The organism is Bradyrhizobium sp. S3.7.6 (assembly GCF_054061875.1).
In genome coordinates this window covers 8,662,939-8,682,038 of record NZ_JBSSEQ010000001.1, presented here as the reverse complement: position 1 = coordinate 8,682,038, position 19,100 = coordinate 8,662,939, and the positions used below count along the sequence as shown (strand labels likewise).

At 65.0% G+C, this 19,100-nt stretch carries 19 protein-coding genes and 1 pseudogene; 10 read left to right on the top strand and 10 right to left on the bottom strand.

The genetic code is table 11. The features are described from left to right. Positions 1-6: 6 nt before the first annotated feature. From ACVJ5M_RS41940 to ACVJ5M_RS41930, 3 genes are all read right to left on the bottom strand, one after another. Entirely contained in the window at positions 7-813 is an 807-nt protein-coding gene (locus tag ACVJ5M_RS41940; protein WP_063985655.1) for a WecB/TagA/CpsF family glycosyltransferase, read from the bottom strand. Beyond that, a complete protein-coding gene (locus tag ACVJ5M_RS41935) occupies positions 806-3,184 on the bottom strand; it encodes an exopolysaccharide transport family protein (RefSeq protein ID WP_354098018.1) in 2,379 nt (792 codons plus the stop codon). Before ACVJ5M_RS41935 ends, ACVJ5M_RS41940 begins: the two co-directional genes overlap by 8 nt. A gap of 282 nt (positions 3,185-3,466) precedes the next feature. After that, positions 3,467-4,267, bottom strand: a complete 801-nt coding sequence (locus ACVJ5M_RS41930; protein ID WP_063985653.1) for a class I SAM-dependent methyltransferase — start codon at positions 4,265-4,267, stop codon at positions 3,467-3,469. A 396-nt stretch (positions 4,268-4,663) separates the two neighbouring features. Here ACVJ5M_RS41930 and ACVJ5M_RS41925 point away from each other — a divergent pair, with 396 nt between their 5' ends. Further along, positions 4,664-5,692, top strand: coding sequence for a glycosyltransferase family 2 protein (locus ACVJ5M_RS41925; protein WP_063985652.1), 1,029 nt, complete (start codon positions 4,664-4,666; stop codon positions 5,690-5,692). 6 nt (positions 5,693-5,698) lie between these two features. Here ACVJ5M_RS41925 and ACVJ5M_RS41920 read toward each other — a convergent pair whose 3' ends face one another. Further along, positions 5,699-6,685: a glycosyltransferase gene (locus ACVJ5M_RS41920; RefSeq protein ID WP_038942514.1), complete on the bottom strand. Its 987-nt coding sequence runs from the start codon at positions 6,683-6,685 to the stop codon at positions 5,699-5,701. Between the two features lie 248 nt (positions 6,686-6,933). Here ACVJ5M_RS41920 and ACVJ5M_RS41915 point away from each other — a divergent pair, with 248 nt between their 5' ends. The 3 genes from ACVJ5M_RS41915 to ACVJ5M_RS41905 all read left to right on the top strand — a co-directional run bounded on the left by ACVJ5M_RS41915 (position 6,934) and on the right by ACVJ5M_RS41905 (position 10,664). Continuing rightward, positions 6,934-8,001, top strand: a complete 1,068-nt coding sequence (locus ACVJ5M_RS41915) for a glycosyltransferase (protein WP_063986713.1) — start codon at positions 6,934-6,936, stop codon at positions 7,999-8,001. Positions 8,002-8,051: 50 nt separating this feature from the next. Beyond that, positions 8,052-9,404 (top strand): O-antigen ligase family protein, encoded by a 1,353-nt coding sequence (locus ACVJ5M_RS41910; protein WP_283017735.1) that lies wholly within the window; start codon positions 8,052-8,054, stop codon positions 9,402-9,404. Between the two features lie 117 nt (positions 9,405-9,521). Then, positions 9,522-10,664 (top strand): GNAT family N-acetyltransferase, encoded by a 1,143-nt coding sequence (locus tag ACVJ5M_RS41905; RefSeq protein WP_231143642.1) that lies wholly within the window; start codon positions 9,522-9,524, stop codon positions 10,662-10,664. 21 nt (positions 10,665-10,685) lie between these two features. Here ACVJ5M_RS41905 and ACVJ5M_RS41900 read toward each other — a convergent pair whose 3' ends face one another. Then, positions 10,686-11,225 carry an RBBP9/YdeN family alpha/beta hydrolase gene (locus ACVJ5M_RS41900; protein WP_063985649.1) on the bottom strand — a complete coding sequence of 180 codons (540 nt, stop codon included), beginning with the start codon at positions 11,223-11,225 and terminating at the stop codon, positions 10,686-10,688. Positions 11,226-11,348: 123 nt separating this feature from the next. Here ACVJ5M_RS41900 and ACVJ5M_RS41895 point away from each other — a divergent pair. Together ACVJ5M_RS41895 and ACVJ5M_RS41890 are read left to right on the top strand one after the other, a co-directional pair. Continuing rightward, a pseudogene (locus tag ACVJ5M_RS41895) lies at positions 11,349-11,824 on the top strand (Lrp/AsnC family transcriptional regulator). Between the two features lie 113 nt (positions 11,825-11,937). Then, entirely contained in the window at positions 11,938-12,822 is an 885-nt protein-coding gene (locus tag ACVJ5M_RS41890; protein ID WP_063986712.1) for a protein-L-isoaspartate O-methyltransferase family protein, read from the top strand. Between the two features lie 15 nt (positions 12,823-12,837). Here the strand turns inward: ACVJ5M_RS41890 and ACVJ5M_RS41885 are convergent, their stop codons facing one another. The 4 genes from ACVJ5M_RS41885 to ACVJ5M_RS41870 form a co-directional block, all read right to left on the bottom strand. Beyond that, on the bottom strand, positions 12,838-13,056 hold the full coding sequence (locus ACVJ5M_RS41885) for a hypothetical protein (protein ID WP_187388105.1): 219 nt from the start codon (positions 13,054-13,056) through the stop codon (positions 12,838-12,840). Between the two features lie 44 nt (positions 13,057-13,100). Beyond that, complete coding sequence (gene wrbA, locus ACVJ5M_RS41880) at positions 13,101-13,700, bottom strand: NAD(P)H:quinone oxidoreductase (RefSeq protein WP_063985647.1); 600 nt, start codon at positions 13,698-13,700, stop codon at positions 13,101-13,103. A gap of 163 nt (positions 13,701-13,863) precedes the next feature. Then, entirely contained in the window at positions 13,864-14,562 is a 699-nt protein-coding gene (locus ACVJ5M_RS41875; protein ID WP_028147960.1) for a pirin family protein, read from the bottom strand. A gap of 50 nt (positions 14,563-14,612) precedes the next feature. After that, a complete protein-coding gene (locus tag ACVJ5M_RS41870; RefSeq protein ID WP_063985646.1) occupies positions 14,613-15,365 on the bottom strand; it encodes an SDR family NAD(P)-dependent oxidoreductase in 753 nt (250 codons plus the stop codon). 117 nt (positions 15,366-15,482) lie between these two features. On the opposite strand from ACVJ5M_RS41870, the gene ACVJ5M_RS41865 reads away from it, so the two are divergent. Continuing rightward, positions 15,483-16,421, top strand: a complete 939-nt coding sequence (locus tag ACVJ5M_RS41865) for a LysR family transcriptional regulator (protein WP_028147962.1) — start codon at positions 15,483-15,485, stop codon at positions 16,419-16,421. Positions 16,422-16,550: 129 nt separating this feature from the next. Beyond that, positions 16,551-17,072: an REP-associated tyrosine transposase gene (locus tag ACVJ5M_RS41860; protein ID WP_063985645.1), complete on the top strand. Its 522-nt coding sequence runs from the start codon at positions 16,551-16,553 to the stop codon at positions 17,070-17,072. A 128-nt stretch (positions 17,073-17,200) separates the two neighbouring features. Here ACVJ5M_RS41860 and ACVJ5M_RS41855 read toward each other — a convergent pair whose 3' ends face one another. Then, the gene (locus tag ACVJ5M_RS41855) at positions 17,201-17,458 is read right to left on the bottom strand and encodes a hypothetical protein (RefSeq protein WP_063985644.1); all 258 of its coding nucleotides are present in this window, start codon (positions 17,456-17,458) and stop codon (positions 17,201-17,203) included. A gap of 150 nt (positions 17,459-17,608) precedes the next feature. Between ACVJ5M_RS41855 and ACVJ5M_RS41850 the strand changes: the two genes are divergently transcribed. Continuing rightward, on the top strand, positions 17,609-18,595 hold the full coding sequence (locus tag ACVJ5M_RS41850; RefSeq protein ID WP_063986711.1) for a tripartite tricarboxylate transporter substrate binding protein: 987 nt from the start codon (positions 17,609-17,611) through the stop codon (positions 18,593-18,595). Positions 18,596-18,690: 95 nt separating this feature from the next. Beyond that, positions 18,691-19,044, top strand: a complete 354-nt coding sequence (locus ACVJ5M_RS41845) for a cysteine rich repeat-containing protein (protein WP_063985643.1) — start codon at positions 18,691-18,693, stop codon at positions 19,042-19,044. Positions 19,045-19,100 lie beyond the last annotated feature (56 nt).

The following is a 19,100-nucleotide window of genomic DNA, read 5'->3' as shown; positions in this document are numbered from 1 at the left end:
CTTCTCTCAGCGATTGGAAGGCCGTTTGCGGCTGAAGAGAAGATAGAGCGCACGAGGGTTGGTGGTCAAATAGCGCCAGAGCAGGCGGCGCGGCTCGAGCCATGTGCGCCAGGCCCATTCGAGTCCGATCTTCTGCATCCACTGCGGCGCGCGGGACCGGCTGCCCGATAAAAAGTTGAACAAGCCGCCGGATGTCTTGATAACGCCAACATTGGTCAGCAGCGGCGTGTATTGCTCGACGAATGCCTGCTCGTTGGGCACGCCGAGCGCGACCCAGAGGTAATCCGGCGCGAGCGCGTTGATCTCCTCGACTTTCGCGCGCAGGGCGTCGCCGCGCAGATAGCCGTGGCTGTACCCGACGATCTTGAGGTTCGGATACAGCCGCTGGACATTCGCGACCGCCGCGGCGTTCTCTTCCTCGCTGGCACCGAACATGTAGAAAGTGCGGCCGACGGCTTCGGCCTTGCGCGCGACCACGTGGAACAAATCGGTGGTGGCGACGCGCTCCGGCAGCGGAAACCAGGATTGCAGCTTTGACGCCGCGACCAGCGGCTGGCCATCGGCGTTGATGAGGTCGGCGCCGCGGAACAGGCGTTCGGTCTCCGGTTCGGTCGAGCAGCGCGCCAACACCTCGCCATTGGCCGAGGTCAGGTGCAGCGGACGGCCGATGCGATGTCTGGGATCGGTGGCCTCGATCATGAAATCGGCAGTTGCTTCCAGGTCGAGCGCGGCCATGCGAAGGCCGCCGATAGTGATCCGCGGCACGTCGGCGGTTGCGGCCCGGCCGTCCAGATTGACGCGGCGCTCAAGCATATTGTCTGCCTCGCTGGCGCGCTTGAGTTGCGGGGGTGAGCTCGTCGAGCACGACGCCGACGAGCTTGCGCTCGGCGCGGCCGAGCGTGTTCAGGATTTCTTCCAGGCCGTCGTTGATGTCGAGGCTGGTCGGCAGCACTGCCACCAGCGCGTCGGCGTCGTCGAGCAGCTTGCGGCTGGCTGCACCAAGCGGCGTCACGGGGCCGTCGAGGATCACGAGATCGTAGCCGCCGGCGGCGCGCGCCTGCTCGATGGCCTTGCGCATGGCCTCAGTCGCCTTGCCGGCATCGCCGTCGGCGGCCGGCAGCACCGAGATGCCGTTGACCGTCTTGATCTCGCGCGAGGCCTTGCTGCCGATCGAGAGCCAGCCGAGCCGGCTTGGCTCGCTCTTGCCGGGGCGGCTCACCTTGTTCGAGAGCGAGTGTGCCTGATGGTCGGCATCGATCATCAGCACGCGGGCGCCGTCGCGCGCGGCCGCGAGTGCGAAATTCAGCGCGGTCACGCTGCGCCCGGTGGTCTCGCCCGCGCCGACCAGCGCGATGACCGGCATGGCCTTGCCGCCGGCACGCCCGGCCACGGCAGTGCGCATGTCGCGCCAGGCGTTGAGCAGCGTCGTCAGCGGAAAGCCGGGGCGGAGCGTCGGCCAGCCCAGCCGGGTCAGATCGACGCCGCCACCGGTGGCGAGGATGGCGCCGAGCGTGTGAATGACGTCGGCCTCCTGGAGGCGCGCGATCAGCGGCTTTCCGATCAGCGTGTTTTCGTCCATCTCAGGCTGCAGCGATGGCGCGGCTAGCTCCGGTAGAGATTGCGCAATTTCCGGAGCTCGCGGAGCCGGCTGCGGCTGGGCTGCTTCCGGTGTCCGCGAAATCTCCGGCGCTCGCGGAGCCCGCGGTGCCGGCGTGCGCTCACGACGGGCCGGTGTGGGCGCTGCCGGCGCGGTCGCACCGGCGGACAGCAGCTCGGCCGCGACGAACCAGCTTGCAGCAGCGAGCGCACCGAAGATGAAGCCGATCATGGCAAACATGCTCATCGCCGGCGGGAACGAGCGCCGCTGCGGCACGGTGGCTTCGCCGATGACGCGGGCCGCCGAGGTGTTCAGGGTCTCCTGCTCCTCGGTCTCGCGCGAGCGCTTGAGGAAGGACTGATAGACGTCGCGGCTTGCATCGGCCTCGCGTTCGAGCTCGCGCAGGCGCACGGCGGCCTGGCTGAGCTGAACGCTCTGCCGCTTCTGCGCTTCCAGGGCCCGGTTGAGCGAGGCTTCAAAGTCGCGGGCGCGTGTCAGATCGTTCTTGGCGGACTGCGCGAAGCGATCGATCTCTTCGTTGATGGTGCGCTTGAGATCCTCGACCTGCTTCTCGGTCTGGCGCAGCGCCGGATGCCGCGGGCCGAGCTCGCCGGCCTGCTCCGCATATTTCTTGCGGGCGTCGGCATATTGCGCGCGCAGGTTTGCGATGGTAGGCGATTGCAGCGCTTCCGAATTCGCGCCGGCATCGGCAGCGGTGCGCCGGCTCGCTTCGATCTGGTCGAGCCGCGCCTGTGCGTCCATCGTCGCCGCGCGGGCCGCGGAAAGCCGCTGGTTGCTGGCGGAGAGCTGCTGGTCGCTGATCAGCGCGTCCTGGGTGCCGACGAAATTGTTCTGGGCCTTGTAGGTGGCGAGCGCGGTCTCGGCACTGCGCAGCCGCTCGCGCAACTCCTTGAGGCGGCCGGAGAGATCGTTGGTGGCGCGTCGCGCGGCCGAAGCCTGCGAGTTGCGGGATTCGGCGAGGTAGGCATTTGTCAGCGTGTTGGCGAGCATCGCCGCTTTCGCCGGATCGGTCGACCAGACCTCGATGTCGACGATGAAGCTCTTCTCGGTCTTGCGGACCGTGATGTGCCTGTTCAGCGCGTCGAGCGCCGCGAGCTGCACTTCCTTCGTCTCCGCGGCGGAGGGCGCGCGGGGCTGAAGGCCGATCAGGCCGAGCAGCGACGACATCAGGCTCCTGGCGTCACCGCCGCCGCCGAATTCGGGATCCTTGTCCAGATTGGCCTGCTGGATCACCTGGAGCAGCACGCTGTTCGAGGTAATCAGGCGCGCCTGGCTCTCCACCACCATGGCCATGCCGGAGACGTCCTGCGCGCGCGGCGTGAGCTCGCGATCGACGAGCTGAAGCTCGCGCGGGTCGACATAGAGCTGGGCGGTGGCGGTGTAGCGGGGCGTCACGCTCTTGCCCGCGGTGACGGCAAGCGTCGCGCCGAGGAGCGCGGCAGCGGCAATCGCGATCTTTCGCCGCCAGAGCAGATTGACGAGCTCCAGCACGTTGAAGCCGGCTTGAGGCCTCTGCTGCGGGGCCTCCGGTCCGGCCCGATCTATCGGCTGGTTGTAGTCAAGCATAGTCCCCAGCTTTCATTCCAACGACCGCGGGCTGAGGGGTTACTCTTCGCTTTACGCCACGCACCCGGGATATAGATGCCCAATCAACGCAACAGGGAAAATTAACCATACTCATTGAGGGACTATTCACCGAAATGGCAAACAAAGCGTTTAAGCGCATGCCACTCTTCGACGCGTCGCGATGACGCTGAGGTCCCCAAGGAATTAACGGTTCGTTACCGCGCGCAGCGATGCCGCAAGGCTTCGCTCGTCCCGCGATGGACCGCGCGCGTGCCATGATCGTCAGCGCTTCCTCAGAATGACGTGGTAATCACCGCGGCGAACGTCGATCCTGCCCGGCAGCACGGCGTTCATCACGGCGGCGCCGGCATCGACCAGAGCGGCGAACAGCGGCTTGCGCCGGCGCATCTCGGGATAGCGCGGACTCTCGACCTCGCGGCGGTAGATCATCTCGAGGCCGTTGGCCGCGGCGAATGTTTCGAGCCGCGGCAGCGTCACCAGCGGATGGAAGAAGGTCGGGAACGGCGGCTCGCCGGGCAGGCCGGCATCCTTGATGCCTCGGATATTCCGGTAGAACCAGACATGAAACCAGTGCGGCGAGTATTTGGTGACGACGCCCGACAGCGAGCGCGGATTGGGTGCGCCGATCAGGATCATTCCACCGGGCTTGAGTGCGTCGCGGAAATTCAGGAGCGCGGCATCGACATGGGGCAGATGCTCGATCACGTTGTAGCAGATCACCAGATCGAAGGTTTCGCGTCCAAAGCTGTAAGTCTGCACGTCGCCTAGGATCGCCTCGTCGGCGTAAGTGTTGTTGCGGACCTGATCCTCGTCGATGTCGACGACGGTGACCTTGCTGCGGTTGAGCAGCTCCGGTGGCAGAACACTGCACGAGCCGCCGCCGGCCTCATAGGTGGCGAGCTGGCCCTGCGGCAGCTCGCGGCGGAGCACGTCGTGGACGGCGAGCAGGCTGTCGCGGGCTTCGCCGGGGACCAGATCGTGCAGCGCCTGGGTGCGTGCCGTGGCCGTTGGGATTTGGATCGCCGTGGCTGTCGCGAAATCGATCGAGGCTGGCTTGTTCATTTTTTCTGACCGCGCTTGTTCGACTCAAATTTACAGGAAAAATCTCGCATGCCCGAAGAGCAAATCCGGTGCCGGGCCGCTTCACCGGTCGCGGTGCTTACGGTCGGGTTAATGCGGGCAGGCGTTAACTACGGCATTGTCCATGTTGCGCTGTTGTGCGCGTGATGGACTGCGAATTGCACTATCACGTATGCAGGGACTTGCAGGAGAAACGCGCAAAAGCGGTTAAGTGTATGGAGGGCGGGAGATCGGCGGCGTTGCGCCGTCGCGAGCCTCGGGCCCGCCGTTCATTTTGGGGCTGATATGTCCCGCGGCGATGTGCCGTCGCAGGACAGCGCCGATTGCTGCGCGATTGACGCAGGGCTTTTTCAATACATATCGGACATCTAGGATGCCATGACGCTGATCCCGACAGACCTTTCCGCCAGCCGGATCTCGGATGCCGTGCGCGATCCCAACCGGGAGATCGCGGCGAGCTCCCGCGTCATCGACCTGTCGGTCGGCATCGTCGTCTGCATTCCATGCTTCCGCCGCCCGCACCATCTGCGGCTGACGCTGGACTCGCTCGCGAGCCAGCGCACGCCGCGCTCCTTCGCGGTGGTCATGGTCGAGAACGACGCGGTGGGGCGCGAAAGCACGCCGGTTGCCGCGGAGTATCTGGCCGACGACCGGCTCCAGGGCGTTTGCCTGGTCGAGAAACGGCAGGGCAATTGCCAGGCGATCAACGCCGCCTTCGAGACGGCCCAGGCGCTGTTTCCGGCCGCGACCCGCTTCCTGATGATCGACGACGACGAGATCGCCTCGCCCGACTGGCTCGAGCTGATGGTTCGCACCGCGGAGGCGACCGGCGCCGACGTGGTCGGCGGGCCGGTGCTGCCGGTCTTCGACGACGACAGCAAGCCCTGGCTGGCACGTCATCCCGCCTTCTGCCCCGCATATGATTACAGCGGCGCGGTGCCGCTGATCTATGGCTGTGGCAACTGCCTGATCACGCGCGCGGCGTTCGAGCGGTTCGATCGTCCCGCCTTCGACCTGCGCTTCAATTTCCTCGGCGGCGGCGATTGCGATTTCTTCGTGCGGTGCCGCGATGCCGGCATGATCTTCCACTGGACGGCAGAGGCGGTCATCACCGAGACCGTGCCGCAAAGCCGCACCAGCCTCGGCTGGATCGCCAAGCGCAGCCTGCGTATTGGCGCTATCAATTATCGCGTGCAGTACAAGGCCGCACAGAGCGCAGGCGCGCGGGCGCGGGTGTTCGCGCAGATGCTAGGACGGCTGCCGCTGTCGCTGGTGCGCTCGGCCCGTCTGCTCGCGACATCGAAGGCCGTCGTCGCCATGCATCCCGCGCTGGTCGCGCTTGGCTCAATGCTCGCGGCGCTCGGCTTCGCTCCGAAGCCCTATGAGGCCTCGAAAATCGTGTCGTGACGCGGGTTAGATGCCCAAACGGGCGAGGGCGACCCTGACCGCGGCGCGGGGCAGCGATTTGAGCGAGCGCCGGCCGACCATCCCGAGATAAGCCAAGGCGTCGCGATATCTGCCGAAGCGGACCGCCTGCATCGCCGAATAGGTGACGAGATGGACCTCGGCGGCCTGGCGCAGCCCGGCCGCCGTACCCTCGGGCAGTCTCGCCAGGATCAGCCCATCGTCGAACACCCGCGCGATCGCAGGGAAGAAGTCCTTCGGCGTCCGCACCGCCGCATTCATGGTGTTGGCGGTGTGCAGGCGATAGTCGAGCAGGAGCTTTGGTGCGAACTCGAACTCGCCGATAGCGGCGAGGCGGCACCAGCAATGCCAGTCCTCGCAATATCTGAGGGACGTGTCGAAGCCGCCGATGGCGCGGAACGCCTCCGCACGTGCGAGCGCGATGCCGCCATTGACGATGAAATTGCCGGCCGCGAGCCGCGCCAGCACGTCGCCTGACGGCTTGCGGCGTCCCTTCAGCAGGCCCCGCCGGCCAATCTGCCGTCCTTCGCTGTCGATCGTGTTGTAGTCGCCGTAGACGAGAACCGCGCGCGGAGCACCGCGGGCCGCCGCCAGCAGCGCCGCCACCGCGCCGGGGCGCAGGCGGTCGTCGGCATCGAGGAAGAGCAGCCATTCGCCGCTCGCATATCGTGCGCCGAGATTGCGCGCGGCGGATACGCCGGCGGAGTCGTTGGTCATCAGGCGCAGCCGCGGGTCACGAATGGCGCGGACAATGGCCGTGGTGGTGTCGCTCGAGCCGTCGTCGACGACGATCACTTCGGTGATCTCGCCTTGCGCCAGTGCGCTGGCGAGGGTTTCGCCGATATAGGCCGCAACGTTCTTGGCGGGAATGACGACGGACACCGATGTGGTTGAGCCGGCCGGCAGCGGGAGACGCGGCGCCGGAACGACGCGCGAGGTAGCCGGCAAATCGAGAACATCTTCGGCAGTGATCAGGGCCACGGCTCGCCTTTAAGGGTCTGTTAACCAGGGCGCATCTGCCGACTGGCATTGCGATCAATCGCGACATTGGCCCGCCGCGAATGATACTCGCATTACGGCCAAATCGTTGTCGCGAAGGCCTGCGTGTTTCTGGTTTCGTAGATTAGCGTTAAGCCGCGGGCATTAAGCCTGTCGCAAATTTGGAAGAGTGCGACAGCGGGTCCCATGCGAGAATGCGGACCTGTTTGCCGCGGATGGATCTAGTGCCCGCAAAGACGTTCGAACACGACCCCGATGCCATGGTCCTCAACCTCTTCTACGAGGACAAGGACGATCGCTGGTTTCCCGGCGACCGGCATCTGCGGCGCATGGCGCGCCGGATGCTGCTCGGTGAGCCGCGCATGAGCGGGCAGCTTCGCGTGTTCCTCAATCTCTGCGCAGGGCTCGACCGGCTCGGCATCCGCTACCGCGTCAACGATTACGGCTACATCGCGCAGCATCCCGACGAACTCGCCTGCATCATCGGTCGCACCTTCCTGCTCGACAAGTTCGCGTGGAAGAATCCGATCCTGCTCGGCGTCGCCGCCCACAATCATCCGCTGGACGATCCTGATCTGTTCAAGCGGCTGCCGGTGAAGAAGGTCGTGGTGCCCGGCCCTTGGTACGTCGACATGTACCGGCCGTACTGGCCCGACACGGAGGCCTGGCCGATCGGCATCGACACGGATCTCTGGGCGCCGTCGGCGCCGTCGCAAAAGACCGTCGACGTCCTGATCTACGACAAGGTCCATTGGGACCGCGAGCGCTATGCGCCGGAGCTGATCGAGCCCGTCCGCGCCCGGCTCCTCAAGGAGGGCCGCTCGTTCACGGAATTGCGCTACGGCAGCTACAAGGAAGAAGACTATCAGGCCGCGCTGGCGTGCTCGCGCGCGATGATCTTCCTGTGCCAGAACGAGAGTCAGGGCATCGCCTATCAGCAGGCTCTGTCCTGCGGCGTGCCGGTATTCGCCTGGGATCCCGGCGGCCCGTGGCGTGACCCGGATTATTATCCGCACCGCGTCCGGTTCGCACCGGTGTCGTCGGTGCCGTATTGGGACAACCGCTGCGGCGCCAAGTTCATCGACATCGCGGGGTTCGAGGCTGGCTGGGACCGTTTCTGGGCCGGCTGCACCGCTGATGCGTTCGATCCGCGCGGCTTCGTGCTCGACAATCTCACGCTGGAGCAGCGGGCGCTGCAATATTACGAGATCGCGCGCAGCATCGTGCGGCCGCAGGCGGCAACGCAGGCCTCGGCCCTATTGGTTGACGGATGCTTAACAAGGATGGGCTAGACTCAAAGCGTCCCCGGCTTCACCACCTGCCTTGAGCCATGGATCGAAGCATGGATCGCAGCGCCGCTGACATGACCGACGTGGAGACCCGAACGCTGGGCCGCGTCCTGCACGATGGGCTCGCGGGGCTGAATGCCGCGCGGGCGGCGCGCTGCCTCGTCGCGGTTGCGGCGCTGCTGCTGGTGCTGATCACGCTCGATCCGTTTCCTGACCTTCGCAACGAGGATGTGACCACGGTCGTCGGCGGGCGCATGGCGCTCACCTATATCTCCTGGGGTCTGCTGGCTGCGGTCGCGATGTTGTTCGTCGCCGCCACCGATGCGCCTGCGCTGAAGAGCCTGGTGACGCCGCTGCATCTTTGCCTCGTCGGCTGGCTGTTGATCAACATCGTCTTCTCCGAGAGCCGCGGCGTTTCGATCCAGCGCTTCGTGCTGGCGGTCAGCGTGACGTCGCTCGCCATGCTGTTGCCATTGCTGCCGCCGACACAGCGGGCTTTCAACCTGTGTCTAGGCGGCGCCGCGCTCGTGCTGCTGGTGCTGTGCTATCTCGGCGTCTTCCTCGCGCCGCAATATTCGATGCACACCGCGCTCGATCTCACCGAGCCGCAGCTTGCCGGCGACTGGCGCGGCAGCTTCGGCCACAAGAACATCGCTTCGCCGGTGATGACCATCCTGGTCTATGTCGGTATTTATCTCTGCGGCGTCGGCTCGTTCGTGATGGGGCCCGCGATCGCCGCGCTTGCCGGCATCTTCCTGATCTACACCGGCGGCAAGACGTCGACGGTGCTGTGCCTTGCGATCTACGCGCTCGCCTCGCTGGTCTATGCCACGCCAGGCCTGTGGCTGAAGCGGCTCATCTGCTTCGTGCCGCTGATCGTGATGAACCTGCTGACGGTCGGCAGCGTCTTGAGCCCGGCGCTCGGGGCGCTGACGCGGCTGCTTCCCCTCGATCCCACCTTCACCGGCCGGTCCGCCATCTGGGAATTCGCGCTCGCGGCCGTCGCCGAGAAGCCGATCATCGGTCACGGCTATGCGGCGTTCTGGGACGACGTGACCGCGCGGCAGACCGCCCAGGGGGCCGAATGGGCGACGTCCGCGGCGCACAGCCACAACAGCTATCTCGACCTCGCGGTCACCATCGGCCTGCCGGGGCTGATGCTCGTGATCCTCGTCTTCGTGCTCGCACCGCTCGGCAATTTCCAGTCGGCCCAGGCTCACAACCGTAGTCGCGCGCTGGCAAAACTGTTCCTCACCGTATGGCTGTTCGGCCTGTATTACGGGGCCACCGAGACGTTCCTGCTCGAACGGCAGAATCCGATCTGGTTCATGTTCGCGCTTGCAGTGGCTGGCCTGCATTTCCTCGCCAGGTTCCAGTGCGTCGAACAGACGGAACCGGAGCGCTGACAGCTTGTCGCAGCCGGAGCGATAGTGATGTTGGCTTAACGATAAGCCGTTACGTCACTTGTGGTCTGCGACAAACATAATCTATCTGGAAACATTCAGTAATCGCATGTCCCGCGGATGACGTTTCTCAGCGTCGAGCAATCAGATGGTCTTGTGTCCAGCACGTCGGGAATCGCTGTCGATTTCGTGCGTGACTGGCGGCAGGCCGCATCGCGCCTGAGCGTGGGGCATCGCACCGCATTCCAGCACGGTTACTGGCTCGGCGCATGGTACGAGGCGTTTCACGGCTTTGCACCGCTGATCGCATTGATCTCCGATGCCGCGACCGGCAAGGACATCGCGGTGGTGCCGATGATCAGCCACATCAGGCGCGGCATCCGCATCGTCGAATTCGCCGACCTCGGCGTCTCCGACAACAACGCGCCGATCCTGGCGCTCGATGCCGCGTTGGACGCTGCGGCGACGGATGCGATCGGCAGGGCGCTGGTCGACGCGGTGCGCGCCTTGCCCGACTGCTTCGATCTGCTGCGGCTGAAGAAGATGCCGGCCCATGTTGGCGACAAGCCGAACCCGCTGGTGTCGCTCGGACGGATCGGATCCTGCTCGCTCAACGGCAACCTCGTGCTGACGGGCGACGACTATGAAGCCTATCGGGCCTCGATCAAGCGCATGCAGATGCCGCGCTGCTGGCGGGTCTTCAGCCGTCATGCCGGCGCGCGGTTCGAGATCGCCACGGATGTCGCGCGTGCGCGCGAGATGCTGGACGTGATGGATGTCCAGCAGCAGGCCCGCATGCGAAAGCTCGGCTCGCGCTTCGTCCTCAACGACGACGCTCATGCCCGGTTCTATCGCGAGGTCACCCGCCAGGGTATCGCGGAGGGCTATGCCGTCATCTCGGCGCTGGTCTGCGACGAGGCCGTCGTCGCCACCACGTTCGGTGTCAGGTTTGGTGCGAGCTATTTCCTTCTGCGTATCAGCCACGCCGCCGATTCATGGCCGAACTGCTCGCCGGGGCTGCTCGTCACCGAACGGACCATGGCGGCGCTGCATGCAGAGGGCGTGCGCCGTTTCGATCTGAGCATCGGCAACCAGGACTACAAGCGCCGCTTCGGCGCCGAGAAGGTCGCGTTGACCGATGTCAGCATCGCGCTGTCCTGGCGCGGCGCTCCCTATGCATGGCGCGACCATACCGCGCAGAACCTGCGTCGCTATCCCAGGCTCGCCGCCTTCGCCAGCAGGGCGATACGCAAGATGCGGTGACGGAGGCCGTCAGTACGCGCGTCATCTCGAAAGGCCGGCACTGAAGGCGTCCAGCAGCGCGCGACCCTGCGGCCAGTCGCCGAGCCCGCTCGACGCATTGATGTGGCCAAGGGCGCCCAGCACGATCAGACCGGACTTCCAGGCACGCGCCCGCTGCTGCGTCTTATCGAGCCTGCCAAAGGGATCGTCGGTGCTGGCGATGATGAGCGAGGGGAAGCGCAGCGTGCGGTCCGGCACCGGCTTGAACGCAGCCGCCTCCGCGGGAAAATTGGCGCCATCGGGATCGGGCACCGCGACCAGAAAAGCACCCGCGATCGTGGATGGGAAGCGCGTGGCCCAGTGCGCCACCAGCAGGCAAGCGAGGCTGTGTGCGACCAGCACCGGCGGTTTCGCGCAGCGCCCGACCGCCTGCTCCAGGGATTGCTCCCAATCGGCGAGCTCCGGCCGGTCCCAGCTCGCCGGCTGAAACCGCGTGAAACGTGTATCGTTGCGCTCCCAGAGTGTCTGCCAATGAGTTTCTGCGGAGCCGCCGAGGCCGGGCAAGGTGATGATGTCGTGCATGATCGTCCCGTGATATCTGAGATGCACGTGCAGTGTGGCCGGTCTTGGCGCTGGCGTCACATGGCAAGTCATCGGCGAAAGAGATCATCTGCCGATGATCTCAAGGTGGAATGGAGAATTGTCTTGGATCGCTTCGGAAGCATTGACACCAAGGATCTGAAGATCCTGGAGGCATTGCAGGTCAATGCGCGCGTGCCGCTGTCCGAGCTCGGCCGTTCCGTCGGGCTGTCTCAGCCGGCCATCTCCGAGCGCGTGAAGCGGCCGAGGAAGCCGGGATTATCGAAGGCTACGGCGCCCGCATCAATCCGCGCGCGCTAGGGCTCGGCCTGATGGCGCTGGTCCGCCTGCGCACCTCGCATGAGCACATCAAGACCTGCCTCAAACGGTTCGGCGAGATTCCGCACATCGTCGAAGTCCATCGCGTGACCGGCGATGATTGCTTCGTGCTCAAGGTGCTGGTTCCGGCGCCGGAAGATCTGGAGACGATCGTGGATCGTATCGCCGGCTTCGGCACTGTGACGACCTCGCTCGTGCTGCGGAGCGAGCCGGCGCGACCGATCGGTAAAGACCTCATCAGGAAGAAGACCGAACGCGGTTGAGGCGTGGCCCGCGCGATCGACACGTCACCGGGCTGTCACAAAGCCTTCGATTGCGCCGAGCTTCGATGATCGCGCGCGTTGTGCTATCGTCGCCCCCGCTTTCCGGAGGCGACATGGAAGATCGTTCGGCGAAATATCGCGCATTCTATGCGCAGTTGATCTGCGCTGCGGCCAAGACGACGGATCCCCGTATCGAGCAGGCCTTTAGCACGGTCAGGCGCGAACCCTTCGCCGGACCCGGACCGTGGTCGATCTCCGTCGGTGGCCATCCCTATGTCGTGACGCCCGACGATGATCCCGCCTTCCTCTATCAGAACACGCTTCTGGCGCTGGATCCGGCGCGCGGCCTCAATATCGGGATGCCGGGCGCGCACGCCTATTGGCTCAGCGGCTGCGGTGTGCGGGAAGGCGAGACGGTGATCCAGATCGGTGCGGGCAGCGGCTACTACACGGCCCTTCTCGCCGAGCTCACGGGACCTTCGGGCCGTGTCCATGCCTATGAGATCGACGAAGGCCTGGCGGCGCTCGCGCGCGAAAATCTGAAGGACATCCCGCATGTCGAGCTGGAAGATCGCTCGGGCATCGCGTCCGATTTACCGGGAGCGGATGTGATCTATGTCTGTGCGGGTGCGGCGCAGCCGGCCACGGAATGGCTCGATGCGCTGCGGCCCGGCGGCCGGCTGGTGTTTCCGTTGGCGCCGGAGGGCATGCTCGGTGGCATGTTGATGATCACGCGCCCGGACGAGGGCACGGTCTGGCCGGCGAAATTCCTGAGTCGAGCCCAGTTCATCGGCTGCGCGGGACTGCAGGACGCGGATGCCGGCCGGCGATTGGCCGAGGCGTTCGCGAAAGGATGGGAGAGCGTACAGTCGCTGCGCAGAGGCGGCGCTCCGGACGAGACGTGCTGGTTTGCCGGTGAGGGCTGGTGGCTTTCGACGGCTGCAGCACCCGTTCCGACGGATTCAATCAAGCCCCACGCCGACCTCACGCAGGCGTGACGGACCGCTCGCGCCTTACGATTTCGCGCACCCGGCGCAATGCAACCGGCCGCGCGAGGCGCGGAACAGGCTGCGGCAATACCAGCGCCGCGCCAATGCTTGCGCAGGCCTGCGGATCATCTGCGCGATCAACAAGAGTTCGAAAGCCATTCGTATCGCTTTGGTCAAATATCCCGACCACGTAAATGGGGCGGCGTTCCCGAATGAGAACGCCGCCCGCGTCGCATCAGCCATGCAGTCGTTCGTGCATAAAGCCTAATTGCGCTCAGCCATGAAGTTCAGCCATGAAGTTTCTTGGCGGTCTCCGCGATCTGGCGGCCCTGATAGCGCGCGCCGGCGAGCTCGTTGGCGCTGGGCTGGCGGCTGCCGTCACCGCCGGTGATCGTGGTGGCGCCGTAGGGGGCGCCGCCGGTGACCTCGTCGAGCTTCATCTGGCCGGCAAAGCCATAGTTCAGACCGACCACGACCATGCCGAAATGCAAGAGGTTGGTGATGATCGAGAACAGCGTCGTCTCCTGGCCGCCATGCTGGGTCGCGCTCGCGGTGAAGGCGCCACCGACCTTGCCGTGCAGCGCGCCCTTGGCCCAGAGCCCGCCGGCCTGGTCCAAGAAGTTCGCCATCTGCGAGGCCATGCGGCCGAAGCGGGTGCCGGTGCCGACGATGATCGCATCGTAATTGGCGAGGTCCTCGATCTTGGCGACGGGCGCAGCCTGGTCGACCTTGTAGTACGAGGCCTTGGCGACCTCGGCCGGCACCAGCTCAGGCACGCGCTTGATGTCGACGGTGGCGCCGGCCTCGCGCGCGCCTTCGGCGACGGCATGGGCCATCGCTTCGATGTGGCCATAGGCGGAATAATAGAGGACGAGAACTTTGGTCATGGTGGTCTCCGTTGGGATCGATGTTGACTGTTTGTGGGGGACGTCATGTCCGGGCAGAAGCGCGAAGCGCGTCTTCGCGCTAGATGTCCCGGGCATCCACGTTCTTGTGCGCCCATGGTGGGGCGTGGATGGCCGGGACAAGCCCGGCCATGACGGATAGCGCTTAAGCCGCGTCGACGAGCACGAGCTCGGAATCTTCCAGAGCCGTGATCTTCAGCCTGTCCTCGTCGCGGATCGCGGCGCCGTCGCGGGCATTGACGCGCACGCCGTTGATTTCGACCGCGCCTGCCGCTGGCACGAGATAAAGGTGGCGCGACTTCTGAGCTGAATACTCAGCCGTTTCGCCGGCCTTGAGCGTGGTCGCCAGCACCCGCGCGTCGGCGCGGATCGGCAAGGCGTCCTTGTCGTTCTCGTCGCCGCTGGCGATGGTGACGAGCTTGCCGGAACGGTCCGCCTTCGGAAACGGCTTCGAGCCCCAGGTCGGCTGGCCCCCGCGCGCCACAGGCTCGATCCAGATCTGGAAGATGCGGGTCTTGGTCGGCTCCAGATTGTACTCGGAGTGGCGGACACCGCTGCCCGCGCTCATCACCTGCACGTCGCCCGCTTCGGTGCGGCCCTCGTTGCCGAGGCTGTCCTGATGGGTGATCGCGCCTTCGCGCACATAGGTAATGATTTCCATGTTGGCGTGAGGATGGGCGGGAAAGCCGGTGTTCGGCGCGATCTCGTCGTCGTTCCACACCCGCAGGGCGCCATGACCCATGTTGTTTGGGTCGTAGTGGCTGGCGAAGGAGAAATGGTGCTTGGCCTTGAGCCAGCCGTGATCGGCGCCGCCGAGCTTTGCGAAAGGTCTGAGTTCGATCATCTGCGTAATTCCTTTGTGTGATCCTTTGGGTTGAACGGGTGGCGCCTTGATCAGGCGCCGAACCCGCCGTCGACGTTGAGCACTGTGCCGGTGACGAAGGAGGCTTCCGGGCTTGCGAGGAACACGACGCCGGCGGCGACTTCCTCGGGGCGGCCGAAGCGCTGCAGCGCGTGCTGCTTGCGCTGCGTCTCGGCGAACTCGCCGCCGTCCTTCGGGTTCATGTCGGTGTCGATCGAGCCGGGCTGCACCACGTTCACGGTGATGCCGCGCGGGCCGAGGTCGCGTGCCGCGCCCTTGGTGTAGCCGACGACGGCCGCCTTGGTGGCGACGTAGTCGGCAAGCCCCGGGAACGAGGCGCGGTCGGCGAGCATGGAGCCGACGGTGACGATGCGGCCGCCTTCGCCCATCAATTGCGAAGCAGCGCGGATCGCCGCGATCACGCCGTGTACGTTGATGGAATCCTGCCGCTCAAGCGCGGCCGTGTCAGCCTTCGCATCATCGATAGCTCCGCCCGCGGCAACGCCGGCATTGTTGACGAGGATGTCGAGATGGCCGAATTCCTTGGCGACGTCGTTGACGAGCTGCGTCACGTCCTTGGCCGAGGCTTGGTCTGCCTTGAAAGCGCGCGCCTTGACGCCGCGGGCCTTGAGCTCGGTAACGACCGCCTCGGCCTTTTCCGGCGAGGCGACATAGCTGATGGCGACATCCGCGCCTTCATCGGCGAGAGCGCGGGCCGAGGCCGCGCCGATGCCGCGCGAGCCGCCGGTGACGAGGGCAACCTTGCCTGAGAGCTTCTTGGTCATTGGATTTCTCCATTCCTGAATGTCTGATGACCCTTGGATAAGCCTCCGTCTGTGGTATAGAAATAGAAACTGTTGAAACGCATTGTTTCCTGAAATACCCCAATTGGACCGGCGCACATGGCAAAACTCCCCGATTTCGAGGCGCTCGCGATTTTCGCAAAAGTCGTGGAATTACGGTCGTTTGCGGGGGCCGCGAGCGAGCTCGCGATGTCCAAGGCAACGGTGTCCAAGGCGGTCACGCGGCTGGAGGAACGACTCGGTGCCCGGCTGTTCAACCGCACCTCGCGGCGGCTGGCGCTGACCGATGCCGGGCACAAGCTCGCCGAACGCGCCACGCGCCTGCTCGTCGACGGCGAGGCGGCCGAGAACGAGGCGCTGGCGCAATCGGTGGCGCCGCGCGGCCTGGTCCGGCTCGCTGTGCCCATGACGTTCGGGATCAAGGCGGTGGCGCCGTTGCTGCCGGAGTTCTTCGAAACCTATCCGGAGGTCTCGGTCGATCTGCATCTGAGCGATGCGACGATCGATCTGATCGGCGAGGGTTTTGACATGGCGGTGCGGATCGCGCGGCTGCCGGACTCTTCGCTGATCGCACGGCGGCTCTTCACCATGCCGCGCTTCACGGTGGCGGCGCCGTCCTACCTCAAGAAACATGGCCGGCCGACGCATCCGATGCATCTCGCCGAACACAAATGCTTCAGCTACGCCTATCTCTCCACGCCCAATGTCTGGAACTACACCAATTCGGCAGGCGAGCAGGCCAGCGTCCGTCCGGGCGGACAGCTTCGCGTCAACAACGGTGAAGCGGTGATGCCGGCGCTGATCGCCGGTCTCGGCATCGCCGAGCTGCCCGAGTTCATCGTCGGCGAGGCGATTTCGTCCGGCGAAGTCGAGGTGATCCTGAAAGACTGGAAGCAGGCCGAAGGCGCCGTGCATCTGGTCACGCCACCCGGCGGCCCGCGCCCCGCACGCGTCGAGGCGCTCGGCGATTTTCTCGCGGCGAAGCTGCCGGGCACGTGCAAGCGGCGGCCGAAGAAAGGTGTCAACAAAGCGGGGTAGATCCCTTGGTGGGCACGGCGCGTTGCGCCTTTGCCCACCCTACGTGATCTCGCTAGTCTATCCTGCAAACGGCTATCGTAGGGTGGGCAAAGCGAAGCGTGCCCACGCCTTTGCCTGATGGGATCGCAGATGTCTCGATATCGGCGCACACAAGGCAGCACATTCTTCTTTACGGTCGTGCTCGCCGATCGTTCAAGCACTCTGCTCGCGGATCATGTTGATCGCCTAAGACGAATTTACCAAACCGTTCAGCAGCGCCGACCGTTCGAGACCGTCGCGATCTGTATCCTGCCCGACCATCTCCATGCCATTTGGTCGCTCCCGAAGAATGATTCCGACTTTTCGTCGCGTTGGAATTTGATCAAGGGCGGTTTCTCGCGAGGATTGGAAGCGCAGGAGCGCTCGGCAAGCAAGTCACTCAAGCGCGAGAAGGGAATTTGGCAGCGCCGCTACTGGGAGCACGCGATTCGAGACGACGCGGACTTGGAGCGCCACGTCGATTACATCCACTTCAATCCAGTGAAGCATGGCCTCGTCACGCGTGTGCGCGATTGGTCGCTCAGCAGCTTCCATCGCTACGTCGACCAAGGCACTCTCCCCGTGGATTGGGGAGGGGATATGCGGGATATCGCGGGGCAGTTCGGAGAATGATGGTGGGCACGGCGCGCGAAGAGCGCGCCTTTGCCCACCCTACGAGATCTCGCTCGTCGATCCTCCGCACAACTATCGTAGGGTGGGCAAAGCGAAGCGTGCCCACCATTTCAGATTACGACTTCCGATCACGACACCTTCACGCCGTTGATCGCGACAATGCGCAAGGCTGGCTTCAGCGTCTCCTCCAGCTGCGACTTCAGTTCATGAACACGCGGGTCGTTCGAGCGCGCCGCGCAGGCGGTGTATTGATGGACCGATTGCGCCAGGGCGCGCCGCGCTTCCGGCGTTCGCGTCAATTCGGGCTTTGAAAGCCGCAAGACGATCGCTGCGAGATTCACCAGCATCTCGTCCAGGGCGACGTCGATGGTCGCAAGATTCCGCATCACTCACTCCCTCAAGAGGGCAACAGCGGGTTCACGGAAGCGTTCCGGGCCGGACCGAACATGGTCAATACTTCGTAAACGCCTTGTTCTTGCCGCTCGGCCGGTTAGGCTGCCAGCGAAACAAAGATAATCGGGGGCGAGGGGACTATGATGGATCGACGCGATCTCTTGCGCGCCGCTGCGGCATTGCCGTTGTTGCGGGCTGCTTTACCTGACAAGGCCTTCGCGCAAGCCTATCCGGTGCGCAACATCACCATGATCGTGCCGTTTCCGGCCGGCGGCCAGGCCGATCTCGCGGCGCGCCCCGTCGCGATGGCGCTGGAGCGGATCCTCGGCAAGCCCGTCATCGTCGACAACCGCGCCGGTGGCGCCGGCGGATCGGTCGGCAATGCCGCGGCGGCGCGCGCAGAGCCCGACGGCTACACGCTGCTGATGACGCTGTCCTCGCTCGCGGTGCTTCCCGAGGCCGACCGTCTGTTCGACCGACCCGTTGCCTACGAAGTCTCGCAGTTCATGCCGATCGCGCGCGTCCTCGCCGATCCCACGCTGCTCGCGGTGCCGGCCTCGGCGCCGTGGAAGACGGCGCAGGATTTCGTCGAGGATGCGAAGAAGCGGCCGGGCCAGATCACTTACGGCTCGTCCGGTCCTTACGGGACGCTGCATGTCGCGATGGAGATGTTCGCGAGCAGCGCCGACATCAAATTGCTGCATGTTCCGTTCCGCGGCGCGGGCCCGGCGCTGACCGCGCTGCTCAGCGGCACCGTGCAGGCGATAGCAGCCGCGCCCGGTACCTTGAAGCCGCAGGTCGACGACGGCAAGCTGCGCGTGCTCGGCAATTGCGGCGCACAGCGCATCGCGAGCTTCCCCGACGTTCCGACCTTTCAGGAGCTCGGCTACAAGGACGTCGAGATGTACATCTGGGCCGGGCTCTTTGCACAGAGCGCTCTTCCTGCGCCGGTCGCGAGCCGCCTGCGCGAAGCGATGGCGAAGGTGATGACGAGTCCGGATGTGCTCAGGAGCTTCGAGGCCTCGGGCAGTCTGGCCGCCTATCAGGACGCGCCGGCATTCTCGCAATTCGTGGCGACGGACAGCGCGCGGCTGATCGCGGCGGTGAAGAAGATCGGCAAGGTGGAATAGGTTCCCGCCGCATTTTCACATTTTTTTGTTGGTTCAGAACCTGACCGCGTCTCATTGATTGAAGACAAATCAAGGGAATCGAGAAGGATCGGGATATGCGAACAGAGCGGATTGCGCTGGGTCTGGCGCTTGCAGTCAGCGGCATCGTCGCGCAGGGCGCGGCGTCAGCCCAGGACTATCGCGGCACAATGGAACAGCAGATGGCGTGCACGCCGGATGTCTGGCGCCTGTGCAGCGACCAGATTCCGGATACGAACCGCATTGTGGCCTGCCTGCAGCAGAACACGCCGCAACTTTCGAGCGCATGCCGGGCGGTGTTCCAGTCGAACAACCAGGCCCAGCCGCAGCAGCCGGTCCCGCGCGGCCGGTCTGTGCCGCCGCCGCGCTACAACAATGCGCCGCCGCCTGTCGCCGCGCCACCACGTCCCTATGATGATGACAACGACTAGAGCATGATCCGGAAAAGTGTGATGCGATTTTCCGAAGAGGTCATGCTCAAGTCATA